General features: G+C 52.6%; 17 protein-coding genes. 7 read left to right on the top strand and 10 right to left on the bottom strand.

Annotated features, from left to right (window positions below):
• Positions 1 to 245: 245 nt before the first annotated feature.
• From J0A68_RS01030 to J0A68_RS01010, 5 genes are all read right to left on the bottom strand, one after another.
• Positions 246 to 3,161: a beta strand repeat-containing protein gene (locus J0A68_RS01030; protein ID WP_206576320.1), complete on the bottom strand. Its 2,916-nt coding sequence runs from the start codon at positions 3,159 to 3,161 to the stop codon at positions 246 to 248.
• 493 nt (positions 3,162 to 3,654) lie between these two features.
• Positions 3,655 to 5,496 carry a transcription termination factor Rho gene (rho, locus tag J0A68_RS01025; protein ID WP_206576319.1) on the bottom strand — a complete coding sequence of 614 codons (1,842 nt, stop codon included), beginning with the start codon at positions 5,494 to 5,496 and terminating at the stop codon, positions 3,655 to 3,657.
• A 265-nt stretch (positions 5,497 to 5,761) separates the two neighbouring features.
• On the bottom strand, positions 5,762 to 6,451 hold the full coding sequence (gene recO, locus J0A68_RS01020; RefSeq protein ID WP_206576318.1) for a DNA repair protein RecO: 690 nt from the start codon (positions 6,449 to 6,451) through the stop codon (positions 5,762 to 5,764).
• A gap of 321 nt (positions 6,452 to 6,772) precedes the next feature.
• The gene (locus tag J0A68_RS01015; protein ID WP_206576317.1) at positions 6,773 to 7,357 is read right to left on the bottom strand and encodes a thymidine kinase; all 585 of its coding nucleotides are present in this window, start codon (positions 7,355 to 7,357) and stop codon (positions 6,773 to 6,775) included.
• A gap of 1 nt (position 7,358) precedes the next feature.
• Positions 7,359 to 7,685, bottom strand: a complete 327-nt coding sequence (locus J0A68_RS01010) for a 2Fe-2S iron-sulfur cluster-binding protein (protein WP_206576316.1) — start codon at positions 7,683 to 7,685, stop codon at positions 7,359 to 7,361.
• A gap of 33 nt (positions 7,686 to 7,718) precedes the next feature.
• On the opposite strand from J0A68_RS01010, the gene J0A68_RS01005 reads away from it, so the two are divergent.
• Positions 7,719 to 8,828 (top strand): DUF8457 domain-containing protein, encoded by a 1,110-nt coding sequence (locus tag J0A68_RS01005; RefSeq protein ID WP_206576315.1) that lies wholly within the window; start codon positions 7,719 to 7,721, stop codon positions 8,826 to 8,828.
• A gap of 80 nt (positions 8,829 to 8,908) precedes the next feature.
• Here J0A68_RS01005 and rodA read toward each other — a convergent pair whose 3' ends face one another.
• From rodA to J0A68_RS00980, 5 genes are all read right to left on the bottom strand, one after another.
• A complete protein-coding gene (gene rodA, locus J0A68_RS01000) occupies positions 8,909 to 10,183 on the bottom strand; it encodes a rod shape-determining protein RodA (protein WP_206576314.1) in 1,275 nt (424 codons plus the stop codon).
• Positions 10,183 to 11,985 carry a penicillin-binding protein 2 gene (gene mrdA, locus J0A68_RS00995; RefSeq protein WP_206576313.1) on the bottom strand — a complete coding sequence of 601 codons (1,803 nt, stop codon included), beginning with the start codon at positions 11,983 to 11,985 and terminating at the stop codon, positions 10,183 to 10,185. Before mrdA ends, rodA begins: the two co-directional genes overlap by 1 nt.
• Positions 11,986 to 12,075: 90 nt before the next feature.
• Positions 12,076 to 12,597, bottom strand: a complete 522-nt coding sequence (locus tag J0A68_RS00990) for a rod shape-determining protein MreD (RefSeq protein WP_206576312.1) — start codon at positions 12,595 to 12,597, stop codon at positions 12,076 to 12,078.
• Positions 12,587 to 13,426, bottom strand: coding sequence for a rod shape-determining protein MreC (mreC, locus tag J0A68_RS00985; RefSeq protein ID WP_206576311.1), 840 nt, complete (start codon positions 13,424 to 13,426; stop codon positions 12,587 to 12,589). The genes J0A68_RS00990 and mreC overlap by 11 nt, the downstream gene beginning before the upstream one ends.
• A gap of 7 nt (positions 13,427 to 13,433) precedes the next feature.
• Positions 13,434 to 14,462: a rod shape-determining protein gene (locus J0A68_RS00980; RefSeq protein WP_206570680.1), complete on the bottom strand. Its 1,029-nt coding sequence runs from the start codon at positions 14,460 to 14,462 to the stop codon at positions 13,434 to 13,436.
• A gap of 319 nt (positions 14,463 to 14,781) precedes the next feature.
• Between J0A68_RS00980 and rimP the strand changes: the two genes are divergently transcribed.
• From rimP to J0A68_RS00950, 6 genes are all read left to right on the top strand, one after another.
• Entirely contained in the window at positions 14,782 to 15,255 is a 474-nt protein-coding gene (rimP, locus tag J0A68_RS00975; RefSeq protein ID WP_206576310.1) for a ribosome maturation factor RimP, read from the top strand.
• Between the two features lie 5 nt (positions 15,256 to 15,260).
• Complete coding sequence (gene nusA / locus J0A68_RS00970) at positions 15,261 to 16,505, top strand: transcription termination factor NusA (RefSeq protein ID WP_206576309.1); 1,245 nt, start codon at positions 15,261 to 15,263, stop codon at positions 16,503 to 16,505.
• A gap of 62 nt (positions 16,506 to 16,567) precedes the next feature.
• A complete protein-coding gene (gene infB, locus J0A68_RS00965; RefSeq protein WP_206576308.1) occupies positions 16,568 to 19,399 on the top strand; it encodes a translation initiation factor IF-2 in 2,832 nt (943 codons plus the stop codon).
• A 61-nt stretch (positions 19,400 to 19,460) separates the two neighbouring features.
• Positions 19,461 to 19,658, top strand: coding sequence for a hypothetical protein (locus J0A68_RS00960; protein ID WP_206576307.1), 198 nt, complete (start codon positions 19,461 to 19,463; stop codon positions 19,656 to 19,658).
• A 117-nt stretch (positions 19,659 to 19,775) separates the two neighbouring features.
• Positions 19,776 to 20,321 (top strand): hypothetical protein, encoded by a 546-nt coding sequence (locus J0A68_RS00955; RefSeq protein ID WP_206576306.1) that lies wholly within the window; start codon positions 19,776 to 19,778, stop codon positions 20,319 to 20,321.
• A gap of 140 nt (positions 20,322 to 20,461) precedes the next feature.
• Positions 20,462 to 21,397: a transporter gene (locus J0A68_RS00950; protein ID WP_206576305.1), complete on the top strand. Its 936-nt coding sequence runs from the start codon at positions 20,462 to 20,464 to the stop codon at positions 21,395 to 21,397.
• Position 21,398 lies beyond the last annotated feature (1 nt).

Raw genomic sequence — 21,398 nt, 5'->3', positions numbered from 1 at the left:
CTGCTAATGTGGGACTTATAACAAGTTATAATTGGATACGAAGGCCAAAAAACGGGTAGCAGAGCTGTTTTATCGGCCTTGCCGATCAGTAAAGTTGACCTTTATTTTAGATTCCAGGGGACTTTTCAATGGATCAATGTTCGCAAAAAAGCGCGAAGCCCATTTTAACCCAAGCGAAAAATCTCCGATGTGCCGGATGCTTCCAAGACAGAAGTAAAAAATCAGAAGAAGGTAAATTGGCAAAGCTATTTTCTAATCACCTTGAGCTGTTGACTCTGTGAGCCCCACAGAATTTGAACAAGGTATATTCCCGGAGGATACGGAGCCAACCACTCCGAGAGTAGACTCGATGCCTCATTGGGAGAGGTTGCCTGTCCGCTTTTCGCCTCTCCAACAGTAGTAATGAGGGAAAGGGTTATTTTTTGGTCGAGATACAATTCGGTCCCGAGCGGCTGTATTTGGATTGCGGCCCCACCGGCGCTTGGGTTTGGAAAGAGAATCCACGCTTCACGGGATCCTGCAGCAGGTACCTGAATCGCCCGGGTGACGCTGTAGGAATGACTGCCGTCAAAATCCACCTGCTTGATGCGGTAGAATACATTGCCGCCTGAAGGTGGCAAAGCCATGTCCTCGTAGAAGTACTCCATTGGCTTCTCGTAGTATCCTTGTCCGGCTACTTCACCGATTTTTTCCCAAGTTTTGATAGAATTTACCGCACGCTCTATCTCAAAGTGGGAATTCCCCCATTCTTTGGTGGAGGCCCAAGAGAGCTTTGCGGATCTTTTGGAGTCTATAAACTCTGTTTGGAAGTAAGCAAACTCGATCGGAAGGATTCTACATCCACCGTAGAAAGCAGGGCTGGGAGAAATGGACATTCCCGAGCCGGTGGCGTTTGGGTACTGCCCAGAAACCGTTCCGTCTGGCAGTCTGGCATTACAAAACACCAATTGACTGTCTTTTAGAACAGTGACGGTGCCCCCAGACTTGGTCATATTGCCGGTTACCAAGACATCGGCGTTGTCGTCTGTCCAAATTTGTGCATTGCCAACATTGGGTAGGTTGATGTTTCCGTCAAAGGTCACCGTCACGTTGTCATTCATGCGAATAGGGCTTTCTATGGATGTGTTTCCTCCTACATAAAAAAAGCTGTTGTCGTTGATTACCAATTCACTGGCGACATTGGGAAGAGTGAGATTCCCTGAAATGTTAATCGTGGCATCACCATTTACGTACATGGGCTTGTTGAGGGTAGTGTTGCCGCCTACAGTAAGGTTGACGTTGTCAGAGACGGTCAGCGAATTGTCCCCATTGTTTTCCAGGACAAGGTTGCAGGAGATACTTACCTCGCCGTCATCCTCAGCGGTAATATGTTTGCTGATCGAAACGCTCCCTGTGACATCCAGGACTCCCTCACCCCTGACCCGGACCCTCGTCGGGCTAGCTCCTCCATTGTTGGATACGACAAAGGTATTTTTGCAATCCGTGACATTGATACCCGTTTCAAAGCTGCCCTCAATCGTCAATTGTGAATTTCCGCTCTGAAGCGTGGCGACATCGAGGATTCTTACAGCGGTGTTTTCGCCCACATTGAATTGTCTCGGCGAGGATCCTCCATCATTTGAAAAATTTAGCCTGTTTGCTGTGAACGTGGGACCTGGACTGAGGTTGGCGGCATTGGTGAGGTTAACTTGGCTGTTAGCTGCCACATCAAAAGTGTTTCCCACGACGAGATTTCCATTCCCCGAAAGCGTAAGATTAGTCAGGCCGCTATTTGTTCTCAGTGTGAGGTTTTGCAGGAAGTTGGCATTGCCTTGGATATTCAGGGTTCCGGATGCGGTCACGGAGTTGCTGACGGTAAGGCTGGCGTTGGAAGCATTTGTGAATGACATTCCGGAGGTATTATTGTCAAAAGTGAATGCACTCAGATTCATAGTTCCCGAGTTGGACACAGCACCGGAACCGCTTAAGGCTAGACTTCCAGAAAGTGTTCCGGAATTTGAGAAGATTCCGTTTCCGGAGACGACGACAGGGCGACTGATCGTCCCCTGATTGCTCAAAGTTCCGTTTGTGATATTGATCTGCCCCCCTGTTTGGCTACCTGCTGGCGTAATTGTATAGGAAGTATTGGGATTGTTCGTGGTCACATTTCCGGATTGCACGCCGGAGTTGGAATAGGTAGCGGTATTATTGAGTATAACACTATTCGAAGAAGTGCCAGAATTGGTGAAGCTGGAGGTGTTGCTCAGCGTGACTTGGCCGGATTGTGTACCGGCATTAGTGTAAATGGCAGAGTTACTCAGGGTGACTTGCCCGGATTGGATTCCGGAATTGTAGTAGGTTGCGGAGTTGGAAACTTGTACCCCATTGCTGATAGTCCCTTGATTGGTCACGGTGCCGGCCTGCGCTGTTACTGTACCGTAGCTGTTAAACCTGCCCCCAGAAAGTACATTGAAACTGCTTTGGCTGTTGTTTAAAGTCAAATCTCCTGAGGTGGTACCGTATACGTTTACCGTGATTTTGCTGGAGGAGTTATATCCCGTGAACCACCCGGTAAATGTGACTCCAGCGGCTACGCAGATCGTGAGGTCTGTTCTGTTTTGCAGGTCGATGGCGTAGGTTCGATTGCCTCTGATACAGATAGTGCTGCCATCTTGAATGGTTCCTGTCACAGTGCCGCCGTTGACCACTACATCACATCCCGCGGGGCCACAGGAATTGTTTGCGTTCAGCAGCCTGCATACTTCTGTTCCATCACTTTCATTTGTCCATGAGATATTCCCTGAGCTTCCTCCAGAATTTGGAGTTGCGATCGGGCATACTCCGGATGTAGTGCCCGTCCAGCCCGTGATGTCTACTCCCCCACTACCGAGGATAAAGTCGGCTTCCCCAATTTCCAGATGCGCGTTTGGACCTTGTAGGTTGATTTGAACTCCATCTAATGTATAATCATTGCGCGTGGCGTTTCTGGAGTCCATGATCAACTTGCCCCCGTCTTCTACACAAATCGTGATATTCCTAAGCTCCGTGATATATACCAGGTTCAGAACCGAACCAGAGCCGATGGTAATACATGCACCCTGAATGGCAAAGGATGGATTGTTTCCTAGGTTGCCACGGTCAAGAGTTAGGTCAGCGCCATTTTGGAGGACTATACCTCCCAAATTAAATTGATTGTTTTCCGTCCAATTATAGGAAGCGTTCGCACCGTTGAATCTCACAATAGTGGCTCCGCTGGAGACAGCACCCGTTGGCGACCAATTGCCTGAGGAATTGGAAACATTCCCTCCGCTACCCGTGTAAGTCTTCGTTGCGGAGCATGTCGAGCACTGCGCGTTCGCCTCCTTCGTGGAGAAAAAGGCAAAGCAAAAACATAGAAGAAGTAGATGAAATTTACTCCTCATTAAGCAGTGTTAAGAATTATAGGGCAAGGGTGGGCCCAAAGGGCTAGGCTCTAAGTAATTAAGCGCTGGCAAAGATAATTGGACAATTTATAAAGCAAAATAAGATTGCGAAATAATGTAGATGGAAGGCAGTAAAATACATTTTGTTTTTAGTTGCGTCTTTGCAGCTTTAGTCATCTTGGAATTTCAATAACAAAAAAAGCTCTCCCGTGTTTGAACGGGAGAGCTTTTTTTTGTTTACGGACGAATTTATTTACCCATTCATACTGATCAGGAATTCCGCATTGTCGCGGGTTCCTTTCATGCGGTTGAGGAGGAATTCCATGGACTCTTGGGAGTTCATGTCGCTCATCAGCTTGCGCAGGATCCATACGCGCTGCATTTCTTCCTTGTCCATGAGGAGGTCTTCCCTTCTGGTACCCGATCCGAGCACGTCGATGGAAGGGTAGATTCTGCGGTTGGCGAGTTTGCGGTCCAGGGCAAGTTCCATGTTGCCGGTTCCCTTGAATTCTTCGAAGATCACCTCGTCCATCTTGGAGCCCGTTTCTACCAGAGCTGTGGCGATGATGGTCAAGGAGCCGCCGTTTTCCACGTTTCTGGCTGCGCCAAAGAACCGCTTGGGCTTGTGGAGCGCGTTGGCATCCACACCACCCGAGAGGATTTTGCCGGAGCTAGGCACCACGGTGTTGTGCGCGCGGGCGAGTCGGGTGATGGAGTCCAGGAGGATGACCACGTCATGGCCGACCTCCACCATGCGCTTGGCTTTTTCGAGGACGATATTGGCTACCTTCACGTGGCGGTCAGCCTGCTCGTCAAAGGTGGAAGAGATCACCTCAGCCTTTACGGATCTAGCCATGTCAGTCACCTCTTCCGGACGCTCGTCGATCAGAAGGATCATGAGGTGCACTTCGGGATGGTTTCTGGTGATGGCGTTGGCGATCTGCTGGAGCAGTACGGTCTTACCCGTTTTGGGCTGGGCGACGATCATACCCCGCTGACCTTTGCCTATAGGGGCAAAGAGATCGAGGATTCGCGTGGAGTAGCCGTCCGGTTTGGTGGAAAGGTTGAGTCTTTCCTCCGGGAAAAGTGGCGTGAGGTATTCGAAAGGCACACGGTCACGGATTTCGTCCGTGGTCTTGCCGTTGACGGTGCCGATTTTCAGCAGGGCAAAGTATTTCTCTCCCTCTTTGGGCGGTCGGATAGATCCTTTGATATGGTCACCGGTCTTCAGGCCAAAGAGTTTGATCTGGCTTGGGGACACGTAGATGTCGTCTGGAGAGGCTAGGTAGTTGTAGTCCAGGGATCGGAGAAAGCCGTAGCCTTCCTGCATGATCTCCAAAACCCCCTCGTTATCGATCACTCCGTCAAATTCCCTAGGGCTGACGAATGGCTTCTTTCTGTTGGGATTGTGGAAGGTCTCCGCTGCGGGAGCCATCACTTCGTCCTGGGATTTGAAGTTTTTGCGCTTGGGAAGCTCTGTCTCAGGCTCTTTGGAGGAAGAGGGTTCGGACGGGGAAGTGCCTGCTCCGGATGTGGATTCGGTGGAGGCACTTGCCGCAGCGACGTCCACCTCTTCGAAGGCTCTGCGACGAGGCCTGAATGTCTTCGGTTCGTCTCCGGCAGGGGCCTCGCTCTTTTCGGTTTGGCCCTCTTTTTTGTCTTGGGCGGGTTTTCCCTCTCTCTTGTCCTTGTCGGAGCTTTGGCGTTCCTCCCTTTTCTGCTTCCAGTCTGGCTTGGCAGGCTTGGATTCGGGACTAGCTTCGGCAGCGGTGGACTCGCCCTTTGGAGCCTCAGGGGCTTTGGGAGCTTCGGTTACGTTTTGTCTTTTGAATTTGGGCTTGAATTCGGCCGGCTCTTCGGAGGGTGTTTTGGGTGCCGGGGGAGGGGAGGTTTTTTCTGCGTCTGTGGGTGGGGTTTCCGCTGCAGAGGGCTTTTTCTTCGGGAGGGCCTGCTCGGGGGTGATGGCCTGCTGGTCGAGGATTGCGTAGACGAGCTCGTCTTTTTTGAGGCTCTTGAAGTTCTTTACTCCCAGCTCCTCGGCAATCTCCTTCAGTTCAGATAAAAGCCTGATTCTGAGTTCTTCTATGTTATACATAAAGAGGGTATGAAATAAATATGATGTGAATTGCGATTTGGAATCGTGGATGATTTTCTGAGCAAAAAAGGTCTGCAGGAAAAGCTCAAGTCAAAGTGGGCTGACTTGCTCATACACGGTGATGGCACAATATTAACCCATGCATTTGGATTTAACAAATTTTTGTTTTCGTGCAGGTTTTTGAATTACAGGCGATTTCGGTTTGGAATCGGCGCTTTGTAAGCCGCTTTCCGAGGGCTTTCATCCCTGTGCCTTTGGCTGTTTCCTACTCCATCAGCTGGCGGATCACGGCCAGGGATTTGAACTGGCTGGGGTTGTCCAGGTGCTCGGAGTAGAAGTCCAGCAAGTGGTCGAGCAGCTTGCGCCGGAGTTGCGTGGGGACTTTGGCCTGGCAGTGGAAGCTGTCTTCCAGCAGGGCCTTCAGGGTGTGGAGTACGAGAGGCAGTTCCTCCTGGCCGAAAGGCTGGTTTTTGGACTCGAGGATAAAGCCCTCGGCCTCTTCGGGGGAAAAGCCCAAAAACCGGGCATTGTCTATCAAAAAGGCCAGTGGAAAGAGTGAGAGCCGAGCCTCGCTGTGGTCGAGGACTTCGACGCTTTCGGAGAGGAAGTCAAAGAGGCCCTCGTTTTGGTAGTTTTCATAGATGCTGCGGCTGATCACCTCGGTCATGAAAAGGGCGATGCTGGTTCGGGGGAAATCAAAAGGGATCCGCTGGTAGGCCCGTTGTAGCCTTGCCTCTGAGATGCGCTGTAGCCCTGCGTTCTCCTTGTCATAGACCACGAGATCCAGGAGCGTGAGAGGCTGGTAGAGGGCGATCTTCGAGCCCTTGCCGCTGCTTCTGACCCCGTTGACGAGATAGGATTTCAGCCCCAGCTCCCGGGTGAAGATCTTCACGATGATGCTGGTATCCTTATATCGGATGGAGCTGAGCACGAGGCCTTGGGTTTTGCGGAGCAAAGTGAAAAGGGGATTTGGGATTTACGATTTCATGATTATCCGCATTCTTGCCAGTAAGCGAATTTACTTCTTCAATCTAGTCGGAAGACCGAAGTAGGGCAAAGCCCAAAGTTTAGCCTTCTTTGGTATCGTCACCGATACCTACTGGCAAAAAAGCGGACATCATATACGATTTACGAGACTTTCAATACTTTCCATCGGCAATGTCGAGCCCAAAAGCATTTGATGGACGCTGCCGAAAAGGGCACATATCGGCTGGTTGTGACAATCTTCCAAGCAAGGACACCGACTTGCCTCCCTGCTTCCTACCTCCCGACCTCCCTACTTCTTGTCGTCCAGAAAGCACTTCCGGCATCGCGCCTCGTAGCTTTCCTTCTCGCCCAGCACGACCTTTTCTCTGGCAGCCGAAAGGCGCAGCGAAAAAGCCGCCAGATCCCCGCACTTCATGCAGATCGCGTGCACCTTGGTCACATACTCGGCGATAGCCATCAGCCGGGGCATGGGCTCAAAGGGTTTTCCCTCGAAGTCCATGTCCAAGCCGGCGAGGATCACCCGCTTGCCCTGGTTGGCCAGGAGCTGCACCACGCGGACGATCTCCTCGTCGAAAAACTGCGTCTCGTCTATCCCGACCACATCGCAGTCCCCCGTCAGGAGGAGGATGTCCCCGGCAAAATGCACGGGCGTGGACCGGATCGTGTTTTCGTTGTGCGAGACCACGTCCGAGTCGTGGTAGCGCTTGTCGATGGAGGGCTTGAAGATCTCCACTTTCAGCTTGGCGAGCTTGGCCCGCGTCAGCCTGCGGATCAGCTCCTCCGTTTTTCCCGAAAACATGGAACCGCAGATCACCTCGATTTGACCTTTGCGTTCGGACTGCCTGCGGCTGCTCAGGGACGGCTCTATAAACATGCTATTCGGTATATGCGATATGGGGAAATTGGTTGATTTTGGCGACCCGGATGAGGAGCTCGCCTTGCAACAGGACGCTTTGGCAGCTGAGCCTCTCGTCGGTGCGGAGTCGGCCCTGCTGTCGGTAGGCCAGCTCCGGCCCGGTCTCGGGACTGAGGTTTTCCATGCCCTGCAGCACGATCATCTTGCAGGTGGTACAGCGGCCTTTTTTCCCGCAGGCATGCATCCAGTCCGTTCCGTTTTCATGAATTAATTCGATAACTTTACGATCAGCGTGCGCCGAATCAATGCTAAGATTTCCCAGGTTTTGAATGACTATTCGGGGCATTTGTTCGTTTGCTTTTGAAAACAAGACCCACACATGACAGTTCAAATTAACAGCAATTATTTAGAAAATTACTCCCGCGAATATGCCCGGTTGGTATGTGAAGGTTTTTTCTCCAGCCGGCAATTTATCACCGGCCAGGATATCATCCAGCTGACCAGCAGTACGCAGGTCAATTTTTTTGTCATCAAAAGGCTGTTTGAGCTTTGGCAGGAGGAGCTGGCCAAGCTGAAGAGCAGCCCCTACTTCGACTATCGCGATATTGCTGTGCACGAGGCGCTCACCCAGTTTATGAACGTGCTGTCCCGCCGGATCAAGGTGGAGCGGAGCAACCTGGAGCCTCTGGTGCGGGAGGCCGTCGCCCAGGCCGTAGAAGTGGCGACAGACCCTGTGGCCTACTACCAAAAAGAGATCAACAAAGCTCCGCAGGGAAAGATCAACGAATACCTCAAGGAGAACAAGAAATACTACAAATGGCATGACAAGGCCGTCACTTTTCTGATCGACAAGACGGGATTCGGACACGATACCGGAGCGTATCTCCGCGCCGTCGCAGCCAACTATCAGGCCGCAAAAGACTCATTTGAGTCGGTAAACCTCCTCCTGGCGACTTTGGGGGATGTGAAGGCTTTCGACCTAGATCTGTACCTAGAGTCGGAGACGGAAATGCCCACGGCTCAGCCAGAGTCGGAAGTAGTAGCGCCCAGAGAGTCCAGTTTTTTTGAGGAGGTGGAGACCGAACAGCCTGCAAAGGTGAATCCAGCTCCCGCAGCGGAGGCCCCAGCGCCAAAGCCGGTGGTGGAGACGGTGGCCGCACCGAGCCTGCCCTCTGGCAATGGGGCCCAGCTGAACGCGTCCAAGCTCAAGACCCACTTTGCTTCCGAGTCCTATCGGGGTATGTCGGGGATTCTCGGTGAGCTCTCCGAAAGCCTTGCACTCAACCAGCGCTTCATGTTTACCAAGGAGCTTTTCGATGGAAATGCGGATCTGCTCCGCCATGCGCTCAAGTCTATAGACGAGGCGGGCTCGTTTGAGTCGGCCATAGAGCTGATCAACTCCCGTTACGTGTCCGAGCTGGGTTGGGATGTGAATTCAGAGGCGGTCCGTGAGTTTATCCAGCTGGTGTACCGCAAGCACGCGGATTGAGTAAATGGATATCGGTAAGCAGTGAGTGGTAAGTGGTGATCAAAGACTACTTACTACCCACTACTTACTTCTTACTTTTTTTACCCCAGTCTACCGAGTTGCGTCGCTCTGGAAGAGTCCATTTTCACAAAAATGAACAGGAGTACGGTAAACGACCAGAGGGAAGAACCTCCATAGCTAAAGAAGGGCAGCGGAATCCCGACGACGGGAAACAGTCCTATGGTCATCGCGATGTTGATCATGAAGTGGAAAAGCAGGATAGAAACCACGCAATAGCCGTAGATCCTGGAAAACCGGGTCTTTTGTCGCTCTGCCATGAAGACGAGCCGGTAGAGCAGGCCGACGAACAGGGCGATGACGACCAAGCTTCCCACCCAGCCAAATTCCTCACCCAGCGTGCAGAAGATGAAGTCCGTGTGCTGCTCCGGCACAAAGTCAAACTTGGTCTGTGTCCCCTCCAGGTAGCCCTTGCCCAGCAAGCCGCCGGAGCCGATGGCGATCTTGGACTGGGTCACATTCCATCCCACGCCGAGGGGGTCTAGGTTGGGGTTGAAGAGTACCATGATCCGGTTTTGCTGGTGCTCGGGGAGCTTGCCTACCACGAAGTCTATCGAGTAGATGAGGGCGATCAGCCCCAGGCCAATCGCGGAGAAAGCAAGGATGCGCTGCCAGGTTCTTTTTCCCAAGAAGATCAAGATCAAGGTGACCACCACGATTGCAGCGGCCAGATAGAGGTTGTTTTCTATTCCCAGTGCCAAAAGGACGATAGCGATCAGCCCAAAGCCCAAGATGTAATAGCCGGCCGGAAGGCCTTCCCTATAGAACATCAACAGCAGGGAGAAATAGACCATCGCCGTGCCGGTGTCAGGCTGCAGCAAAATCAGGATGACCGGAGCCATCAAAACCCCAAAGGCGATGGCCTGGTAGTTCTTTTTGGACAGGTCAAAGGTCGGGCGCTCCATGACTTTGGCCAGGGCCAGCCCAGTGGCAAACTTGGCGAATTCCCCGGGCTGGATGCGGAAATCCCCCACGCCGATGGATAGGATCTGTCCGTTGACCTCCTTTCCCACAAAGGGCGTAATGATCAGCAGCACGAGGAAGACCAAGTAGATGTAGAGGGATAGGTTTTCAAAAAAGCGGGAATCGGCCACCATGATGATGATGATAAGCATGATCGCCGTGCCGATCCAGACCAGCTGCTTTCCCGAATTGATCGAAAAGTCAAAGATGCTCTTTTCCGCCTGGCCGTCGTAGACCGCTGCATAGATATTGAACCAGCCGATCATGACCAGCGCAAAGTAGATCACCACCGTGATCCAGTCCACCCGATTGATATGGATATCAGACTCCCTCATCAGTAAATAAAGTTTCCGGCCAACACGTATTCTTCCAGAGCAGGTCTGGTGATGCTGCCTCTCAGGTATTTTTCGATCATCAGCGAGGCCGTACTGGCCGCCGCGCGTCCACCCCAGCCGGCATTTTCCACATAGACGGCGATGGCGATTTTAGGGTCTTCCTTTGGGGCGAAAGCAAAAAACACCGAGTGGTCTTCGCCATGTGGGTTTTGGGCGGTTCCCGTCTTGCCGGCGATGGTGATGTCCTTCAGTACCGCACGGGCAGCCGTACCGTAGATTGCCTCGGCCATGGCGTCCTGGATCAGGTCAAAGTGGTGTGCGTCGATTCCCACTTCATGTTTGATCTGGTATTTGGCGGGGATGAGCGTTGGGTCACCGTCCACTTCCTTGATCAGGTGGGGGGTGTAGTAGTAGCCTTTGTTGGCAAAGACCGCCGAGAGATTGGCCATCTGGAGGGGGGTGACCAGCAGCTCGCCCTGTCCGATGGAGAGGGAGTAGATGGTCGAATACTTCCAGTGCCCCTCGCCATAGACGCGGTCATAGAGCTTGCTGGAGGGGATTGAGCCGCCTTTCTCGTTGCTCATGTCCACACCCAGAGAGCTGCCCAAGCCAAATTTCAACACTTTCTCCCGCCAAGCGTTCAGCCCGATCTCCGTGTCCTTGAAGGTGTTGGAGGACACTTCCTGGTTGATGATCATGCGGAATGCCTGGTGGTAATAGGGGTTGCAGGAGTTTCGGATCGCTCCAAAGAGGTTGACAGGGCTGGGATGGTTGTGGCAGGCGACCAGGGAGCGGTTACAGGCAAAAGTAGTGTTGGGCGTGAGGATGCCCTCCTGCAATCCGATCAAGCTTTGGACGATCTTGAAGATGGAACCGGGAGGATACATCGCCATGATCGGCCGGTTGAAGAGCGGCTTGCTGGGGTCGCCGTTGAGTTTTCGATAGTTTTTCGAGAAGTCGGCCCCCGTCAGCTCGTTGGGGTTGTAAAAAGGTGCCGAGATCATGGCGAGGATTTCCCCCGTCTTTGGCTCTATGGCCACGACCGAGCCGGTCTTGCCGGCCATCAGCATCTCCCCGTAGAGCTGGAGGTCCATGTCTAGGGTGGAGGTGATGTTTTTGCCTGCCACGGAGGCGGTGTCATATTCCCCGTCCTTGAAGGGGCCTTTGTCCACGCCGCGGACGTTTACCATTTTGTATTTGACGCCTTTTCGCCCGCGCAGGTCGTTTTCGTAGTAGCGCTCCAAGCCACTCAGTCCGACGTAGTCGCCTTGGGCGTAGTATTTCAGGGTGTCGCGCTCGAGCTGGCCGGCGCTGATTTCACCGATATAGCCCAGGGCGTGCGCCGCAGTGGCGTTGGGGTAGGAGCGGACCGAGCGCGTGGTGATGAAGAGCCCCGGATAGTCCACGAGGAAGTCCTGGATCCTGGCAAAGTCCTTGGTCGAAAACTGCTTGATCAGCGTGGAGGGCTTGACCGAGGAATACTTTCGCGCAGCGGTGTAGGACTCGATCAGCTGTTCCTTGGAGATCTTAAACAGCTCGCAAAAGCGGGTGGTGTCGCCGACCTTGAATTCCTTGGGCACGATCATCACGTCGAAGATCGGGTTGTTGAACACCAGCAATTTTCCGTTGCGGTCGTAGATCAGGCCACGGTAGGGGTGGTCCACGATCCGCTGGATCGCGTTGCTTTCAGCTCGCTTCATGAAGCTGTCATCCACCACCTGGATCATGAAAAGCTTGGTAAGCAGGATAATGCTCACCAAGAAAATAAAGATGAGAATGACTACGGGTCTTTGGTCTTTCATGAGATTATAACTGTTTCCCAAGGGTCACATGGAATCTCGCATGGATTCTATTCATCCCAGGTTTTGACTGTGGGGATATGCTCGATTTCATCAGATTCTCCTTCTGCGTTTGAAGAACAGTAGTTGCACAAGTATAACCAAAAGGCAGGTGAAAAGGGAGGAAAAGAGGCTTTTGTTGAGGATCACCCAAAGGCCTCCCGTGCCCCACTGGTCAGCGGTGAAAAAGACGAGGGAATAGGCGAAGATCAGGGGAAGGGAGTAGCTCAAAAACCAGCCAAAACCCATCTCCGACAGGGTAGGCTCCTCAGTCTCCACGTACCCGCCGGTGGGGCTGATCGCGCGAAGCCAGAGTGACCGTGCGAAGGCCATAAACGTCGCTGCGGCCGTATGCATCCCGATGGTCTCGTAAAAAAGGTCGATGACAAAACCGAGCACAAAAGCGATCAGGATCACGGGCACCGGACGCGTGGAGATAGGGAGGCTCAGGATTCCCAGGAGATAGACGAAGGCGAAAGCCACGCCGAAAAGGGCCAGGTTTTTCAGAAAGAAAATCTGAACCAAGCCCAGGAAGATGATCAGCAGCAGGTAGGAAATCAGATTTCTAATATTCATTGCTTATCTCGGCTTGGCGATTGAGCGAATCCAGTTCGTTAAACTGCGTGTTTTCGACCAGGTACACGTAGCTGACCTTGCTAAAGTCGGTACTCAGCTTGACGGTCAGGTCGAGGTAGTTGGGGTCTTTTTCATTCGGGGCGACCTTGGAGATCACACCAATCTGTATGCCTTCGGGAAAGACGGCATTAAATCCGGAGGTGACGATGGTGTCGCCTTCCTGCGTCTTCACGTGGCGGGGCACAAAAAGCAGGCGCGCTTCCGTCGAGCTTTTGCCATCCCACTGCACAGAGCCAAATACGTCGGTTGACTTGATTTTGGAAGAAACCATCAGGCCGGTATTGAGCAGGGAAAAAGCCACGGAGTAGTTTTCGGAGACGGATTTCACTCGTCCCACGACTCCCTCGGGATTGAAGATGCCCATGCCCGGCTTGACCCCGTCTTTGGCTCCCTTGTTGATTGTCAGGTAGTTTTGAGAAAAGCGCAGGGAATTGCCGATGACGCGGGCGCCGCGAAACTCATAGGTAGCCGCGAAAGCGGAATCCAAGGGAAGGGACACGCTGTCAGGCTTGACCTGTAGCGCGAGAAGCTGCTCGAGGATTTCGGCGTTTTCGGTGGTCAGGGCTTCGTTGGCATCCGCTAGGGAAAAAAACTGGACCACGTCAGCCTGCTGCTTCAGGAGCGAGCCGACGACCGCGTTGGAACTGTTGAAGAAAGCTGCACCCTGGGGAGAATTGTTGGTGACAATCATCCAGACTGCCGCCACTTCAAGAAAGACGAAAAGGATAAAGGCCCTTATTCGGTAAAGGAACTGGAGGATGCGTAGCATTCAGTACTTAAGTCATCAGGACGGTTCGGAAGTTTTGGATATTTTTCAGGGCGGTGCCTGTGCCTCTTACCACGGCGCGAAGTGGATCTTCGGCGATGTGGATGGGGAGCTTCGTTTTTTGGTGCAGCCTCTTGTCCAGGCCTTTGAGTAGGGCACCCCCGCCAGTGAGGTGGATACCGTTGTCATAGATGTCGGCGGAGAGTTCCGGAGGAGCGATCTCCAAGGCTTTGAGTACCGCTTCTTCTATCTTGGACACGGATTTGTCCAGGGCAAAGGCGATCTCGGAGTAGGATACCTTGATGACTTTGGGGATGCCGGTCATCAGATCTCGGCCTCGGATCTCGTAGTCGTCTGGAGCTTCATCCAGCTCGGTGAGGGCGGAGCCGATGGCTATTTTGACTTTTTCCGCGGAGCGCTCCCCGATCAGGAGGTTGTGCTGTCGGCGCATGTAGTCGAGGATGTCTTTGGTAAAGGTGTCCCCCGCCACGCGGATGGACTGGTCGGCGACGATGCCGGACAGGGCGATCAGCGCGATCTCCGTGGTACCACCCCCGATGTCCACGATCATGGAGCCCATGGGCTTCTCGATGTCGATGCCGATACCGATGGCCGCTGCGATGGGTTCATAGATCATGTAGACCTCTTTTGCTCCGGCATGCTCGGCGGAGTCGCGCACGGCGCGTTTTTCCACCTCGGTGATGCCTGATGGGATACAGATCACCATGCGGTGGGATTGGGGAAACATCCCCTTCTTCTGCCCGGGGATCATCTTGATGAGTCCGCGGATCATCTGCTCGGCAGCGTAGAAGTCAGCAATCACGCCGTCCTTGAGGGGGCGGATGGTTTTGATGTTCTCGTGGGTTTTCTCGTGCATGTTCATGGCCTCCCGGCCCACGGCAAGCACTCGGTTGCTGGTCTTGTCGATGGCGATGATGGAGGGCTCGTCCACCACAATTTTATCCTTGTGAATGATCAGGGTGTTTGCGGTACCCAAGTCAATGGCGATATCACTAGAGAAAAAATCAAATAATCCCATTTTATACTGATTGATTGGCTTTTTACTGGAGTTTAGAGTTTAAGTCGGTACCGGAGTACCGTTTTTAAACGTGGGTCGGCAAAATTATTATCTTATATCGACAAAACTGAGATAAAGAAGATTTTTTTGTTTCCTGAATCTAAAGGAATTAATGGCAAGGCAAAACGAAAGTTTTTGGCCGCGTTTTTTGGGTTTTATTCCTAAACGGATCGTATTCAGGGAGCCCATTTTGTAATTCGGGATTCTTTATATTACTTTTGCAGCGTATTCGAAAGTTTCTGGAGGGGACAGCAAGTCCCCTCTTTCATTATTCCAACTTATGACTGAACTGAGGCTAGCTATCGAAGAATTGGTGGAGAAGCATCTTCCGGATGCGTCCCACTTTGTGGTGGAGGTAAAGCTGGAGGAGAAAGCGGGCAAAACCCGCGTCTTGATCCTCATCGACTCGGATCAGGGCGTCACTATTGACGTTTGCGCCAAGGTGAGCCGCGCGGTTTCTGAGGAGTTGGAGGCAAAGGAAATGGTCGGGGAAGCCTACGTGCTCGAAGTGTCTTCTCCCGGGCTGGACTTTCCGCTCAGCAGCAGAAGGCAGTATCAGAAAAACATCGGCCGTGAGCTGAAGATGACTCTGGTCTCCGGGACCGACGTGACCGGTAAGCTGCTGGAAGTCGAGGCGGAAAAGGTGAAACTTCTGGTGAAGAAGAAGGAAAAAGGGAAAAAAGCCACAGAAGAGGAAGTCTTTTTCCCTTTTGCAGAAATCAAAAAATCTATCGTACAAGTATCTTTTAAATAACTCAAATGGATGCCAAAATCTTAATAGAATCGTTCGCAGATTTTGCGAGGTCTAAAAATGTGGATCGCCCTACCATGATCCGTATTCTGGAAGATGTGTTCAGAGCGATGATCCGTAAGAAATTTGAGACTGACGAGAATTTCGACGTCACGATCAATGCAGACCAAGGTGACCTGGAGATTTTCCGGATCAGGGAGATCGTGGACGACAACTCCGAGGACATTTGGGATTTTGACAAGATCAGCTTCACCGAAGCCCGAAAGATCGAGCCGGACTTTGAGATCGGCGAGGAGGTATACGAGAAGATCGAGCTGGAAGAGTTTGGACGCCGTGCCGTGCAGATGGCACGCCAGACCCTGATCCAGCGGATCAAAGACCTCGAAAAAGATATCCTGTACAACAAATACGAGGAACAAGTCGGAGAGATCATCTCTGCCGAAGTATATCAGATCCTCGGTCGCGAGATCCTGCTGATCGACGGAGATGGCAACGAACTGATCCTGCCCAAGGCCGAGCAGATCTCGAAAGACCGCTTTAGAAAAGGGGACTCCGTGAAGGCTATCGTCCATCGCGTGGACATGATCAACGGCAATCCGAAGATCATCCTTTCCCGTACCTCACCGGTATTCCTGGAGCGACTCTTCGAAAACGAAGTGCCCGAGGTTTACGACGGCTTGATCACGATCGTAAAGATCGTGCGTGAGCCGGGTGAGCGCGCCAAAGTGGCCGTGGAGTCCTATGACGACCGCATCGATCCGGTGGGAGCCTGCGTCGGGATGAAAGGTTCCAGAATCCACGCCGTGGTGCGGGAATTGCAGAACGAGAACATCGACGTGATCAACTATACCGAAAACCTGGAACTGTACGTGACCCGTGCACTCAGCCCGGCAAAGGTGTCTTCGATCAACGTGGACGAGGAGAGAAAGCGGATTTCCGTTTTCCTGAAGCCAGACCAAGTGTCCTTGGCTATCGGTAAGGGAGGTTTCAACATCAAGTTGGCAAGCCGATTGGTAGGATACGAAATCGACGTGTTCCGCGAATTGAACGAGTACGACGACGAAGATGTGGATCTCAACGAATTTGTGGATGAGATCGACGCTTGGATCATCGATGAGCTGAAAAAGACAGGTTTGGACACCGCCAAGAGCGTTTTGGCGCTCACCAAGGAGGATCTGACCCGTCGTACAGAACTGGAAGAGGAGACGGTAGACGAGATCTTCCGCATCCTCAGACAAGAATTTGAACAATAAATGGGGACATCCCCTTGAGAATACCCTAATTTTACTTAAGATTTCGAAAGAGGTTTTTGCTTATGTCAGACGAGAAAATGATGCGTTTAGGCCAGATAGCCAGAAAACTCAACGTGGGTACGGCAACCATAGTTGAGTCCATGGCTAAGAGGGGCTTTGAGGTAGAGAACAATCCTAATTCCAAGATAACCATGGAACAAGTGGCTATGCTGGAAAAAGAGTTCAAATCCTCAGCCCTGGATAAAGAGGAAGCTTCCCACCTTTCAATAGGGAAGCGTCACGAGCCTATTTCGCTCGAACCTGAAACACCCAAGCAGGAAAAAGCCCCCGAGCCGGCTCCTGCACCGGTTCATAAGGAAGAACCAAAACCTGCCGCACCCACCCCTAGTCCAGCGCCTAAGCCTACTCCGGCTCCGGAGCCGGCTTCAGAGAAGATCGCTCCCGAAGCACCCAAGCTCGAGGGGATCAAGATCCTGGGCAAAATAGATTTGGCTCCCAAGCCAGCAGCGCCTGCGCCGGCTCCCAAGCCTGCCCCTGCACCGCAGCAGCCTGCCGCTCCTAAGAGCGACAAGCCGCAAGCGACAGCGAAGCCTGCACCTGCCCAGCCTCAGAGGCCGGCACCACAGGCTCCCAAGCCAGCTCAGCCCCAAGGGCCAGTTGCCAAGCCTACGCCAGCACCCGGAGCACCCCAAGCCGACAAGGATGAGCCTGCCCAAGAGCAGGTCATCGCCGCCAAGGCGGATTCCCTGAAGGGCTTGACCGTATTGGGCAAGATCGAACTTCCAGTCGACCGCACCAAGAAGAAATCCGGTCCCGTGGCTTCCTCCGATGAGAGAAACCGCGACAAGAAGCGCCCTCGTAAGCGCATCGACAAGCCGGGATCGCCTAACCAAGGTGGCCCTGGAGGAAACAGACCGGGACAGGATCAGCGTGGTGGCAGACCGGGACAGCGCGGCAACCAAAAAGGTGGACAGAACCCGCAGCGGGTACAAAAGGCCGAGCCTACCGCGAAGGAAATCCAAGACCAAATCAAGCAGACACTAGCCCGTCTCCAAGGCTCCAAGCCGGGAGGAGGCAAGACCAAATCACGTCGGGACAAGCGCGCCGAAAGGGATCGCGATACCGAACTGGAGGGCGAAGAGTCCAAAGTATTGAAAGTGACCGAGTTCATCTCTGCCAATGACCTTGCGGCATTGCTGGATGTATCGGTGAACCAGATCATCTCTACCTGTATGTCTTTGGGCATGTTTGTGTCCATCAACCAGCGACTGGATGCGGAAGCGATCACGATCATCGCCGATGAGTTTGGCTACGACGTGGAGTTTACCAAGTCTATCGAGGACGAGCTGGTGGAAGAATCCAGCGACGAGGAAGAGGATCTGATCGAAAGAGCCCCTATCGTGACCATCATGGGGCACGTCGATCACGGTAAGACTTCCTTGCTGGATTACATCCGTATGTCCAAAGTCACTGCCGACGAAGCGGGGGGCATCACCCAGCACATCGGTGCATACGACGTGAAGACCAAGGACGGACACAAGATCGCTTTCCTCGATACTCCAGGTCACGAGGCCTTTACCGCGATGCGTGCCCGTGGTGCGAAGCTCACCGATATCGCGATCATCGTGATCGCAGCGGACGACAGCATCATGCCTCAGACCAAAGAAGCCATCAACCACGCCCAAGTGGCGGGCGTACCGATGATCTTCGCGATCAACAAAGTGGATAAGCCAAACGCGCGTCCTGAGAAGATCAAAGAAGAACTTGCCAACATGAACCTCCTCGTAGAAGAGTGGGGTGGTAAATACCAGTCTCAGGATATTTCCGCCAAAACCGGCCAGGGTATCGACGAGCTGCTGGAGAAAGTATTGCTCGAAGCCGAGATCCTCGAGCTGAAAGCCAATCCGGACAAAAATGCCGTCGGCTCCGTGATCGAAGCATCCCTGGACAAAGGACGCGGCTACGTGGCCACGATCATGGTGCAGGCAGGTACGCTGCGAATCGGCGACGTGATGCTGGGTGGCCAGCACTACGGCCGTGTGAAGGCGATGTTTGACCACAAAGGCAAAAAGCTGAAGGAAGCTGGCCCGTCCACTCCGGTACAGGTACTCGGACTGAGCGGTGCACCACAGGCGGGTGACTCCATCAAGGTGTACGATACCGAGCGTGAAGCGAGGGAAATCGCCAACTCCAGAGAGCAGATCCAGCGGGAGCAGAGCTTGCGTACCAAGAAGCACATCACTTTGGATGAGATCGGTCGCCGTCTGGCTATCGGTAGCTTCAAGGAACTCAACATCATCATCAAAGGTGACGTGGATGGTTCAGTGGAGGCACTCTCCGATTCCTTGCTCAAGCTTTCCAAAGACGAGGTCAAGGTATCCATCATCCACAAGGGTGTGGGACAGATCTCCGAGTCTGATGTCCTGTTGGCATCCGCTTCGGATGCGATCATCTTGGGCTTCCAGGTACGGCCTTCTTCCAATGCCAAGAAACTCGCCGAGCAGGAAGAGATCGAGATCCGCCACTACTCCATCATCTACGACGCGATCAACCAGATCAAGGACGCGATCGAAGGGATGCTGGAGCCAGAATTTGAGGAAGTCATCACCGGTAACATCATTGTGCGTGAAGTCTTCAAGATCACCAAGGTCGGCACCGTGGCCGGTTCCTACGTCATGGATGGCTACATCACCAGAAAGAACAAGATCCGCGTGATCCGTGGCGGTATCGTAATCCACGAAGGCGAGATCGACCAGCTGAAGCGATTCAAGGATGACGTGGCCGAGGTGAAGGCAGGATACGAGTGCGGTATCTCCATCAAAAACTTCAACAACATCGAAATCGACGATACCATCGAAGGCTACGAGATGCGGGAAGTGAAGAAAAAGAAGTAAGCCCTTTGGGTTTTGGAAAAATAAAGGAACGGCGAAAGTCGTTCCTTTTCTATTTTTGGGGATGCTAGAGGCAGTTCAGGTATTTCTTATCGCGCTTTGCGCCTTTGCTTTGCTGAGTCTTTTGGTGGGCTTGTTGAGGCCTGTGCTGGTCCTTTGGTTTCTGGACAGGTTCAATAGAAGAAAAGTCATCTCCTTCTATGGAAAGTTTTTTTTGCTGGCACTGTTGCTTTTGATCTTAGCCCAGAGCATGGATGTGTGAAAACATCGTGAATGGCCAATATTTCAGAATAAAATATTTTGTTTCGCAGAAACATCGGCTTTTTTCACAAACGAATTTTATTTTTTTTAATTTTCGAGCTGAATCCCAGATAACCCCTTGAGAAAAACCGTAGCCATAGCTCTTTTACTTTGCTTCGCCATCTACCATTTTGGCTACTACGCGTTCTATTATTCCTATCAATACTCCATCGAGAGCCACTGGCAGGATAAAATCTACGGGGAGCAGGTGGGCGAATTGGAGGAGCGGCTGATGGAGATACCGCTCGCGGCTCCTTACATGTCCAATCAGGAAGAGTTTCAGGCGACCAATACCAAGTTTGAAAAGGACGGCAGGTACTTCCGAGCGATCAAGCAGCGCTACCAAAACGACACGCTACAGATCGTCTATGTGCCGGATACCGCCAGGAGAGCGCTGGTCTCTACGGTCAAAAGCTGGATTTCTTCCCTGACTGACGATGCACTCCCGCAAGACCAAAATGGTAAGACGCAGCTGAAACTCTTTGTGAAAGACTATATCGAGCCTGAGTTGTATCACTTGGCTCAGACGGCTCCCGTGGCCGTCAAAGATAAGATTGGGTTTATTTTTTCACCTTACATGAGTCCTTGTTCCACGCCTGACTCGCCGCCTCCGCAGTATTCCTGAGTTTTTTTTTTCATGTCTGACTGAAGCTAGGCTGAAGCCAAATGACATGTGCTTACCTCCGCCAGAAAGGGATGCCGTTCGCCCGCAAGCGACGTTGCCGTTTTGGCTATCTATCCAATTTATCTTCTCAACTATCTGTGATGAACTTCTATTCGAAGTGCCAAACGGGGCTCTGTGTGCTCCTTTTGGCGCTGTCTTGCCATGCTTGGGCTCAGTCCCCGACGGACGAGCTGATGATGCCCCATCGGGAAATCTGCTTTCTCGGAAGCTACGAGTATGGGCAATTTGACGAGTACTGGGAAGGATCTACGCTCCGCGACAACGCGACCATCGCTACTGTGCAGCGCAGAACCGCCCTACTGATGGCGGCCTATGGCCTCACCAACAAGTTGGATCTGTATGTGGGTATCCCCTACGTTTCTACCAACTCCACGCTTCCCAACGGGGGGAAATTTGCCGGGACTTCTGGATTTCAGGATTATGCCGTGGGGGTGAAATACCAGGCATTCAAAAAAGCAACGGAAAAGGGTGAATTTTCAGCCTATGCATCCCTGAATTTCTCCAACCGGGCCTCCGACTATCTCTCCGACTACCAGCCCTATGCTTTGGGACTGGGCACGCCACAGCTTGCTTGGAGGGCTATTGCGCACCAAAAGTGGAGCAATGGACTCTACATCCGGGCAGTGGGGGGCTATGTCTGGAAAGGATACACCCAAGCCGAGCGGGAGTATTATTACAACGACGGGAGCTATTACACGGCTTGGATGGATGTCCCCAGCTCGTGGAACTACGAGGCGGTTTTGGGAAAATGGTTTTTGGCCAACAGCCTGCGTGTCGAAGTCGGCTACAGTGCCCAGCGCTCGACCTCCGGAGACGACATCCGGGCCTACAATGCGCCCCAACCGACCAATAGGGTCAATATGGACCGTGTGGGCGGCTTTGCCCACTATTATTTCCCAAAAGTCAAAGGCTTGGGAATCTTGGCTTACTTCAGTCAAGTCGTTGACGGAAAAAATGCCCCGAAGATGACCGGATTCGGTGTGGGGGCAACCTATCAGTTTCGGCTTTTGAAATAAA

Source organism: Algoriphagus oliviformis (assembly GCF_017254915.1).
GTDB lineage: Bacteria > Bacteroidota > Bacteroidia > Cytophagales > Cyclobacteriaceae > Algoriphagus > Algoriphagus oliviformis.
The sequence above is the reverse complement of the archived record's forward strand: the minus strand, read 5'-3'. Positions and strand labels throughout refer to the sequence as shown.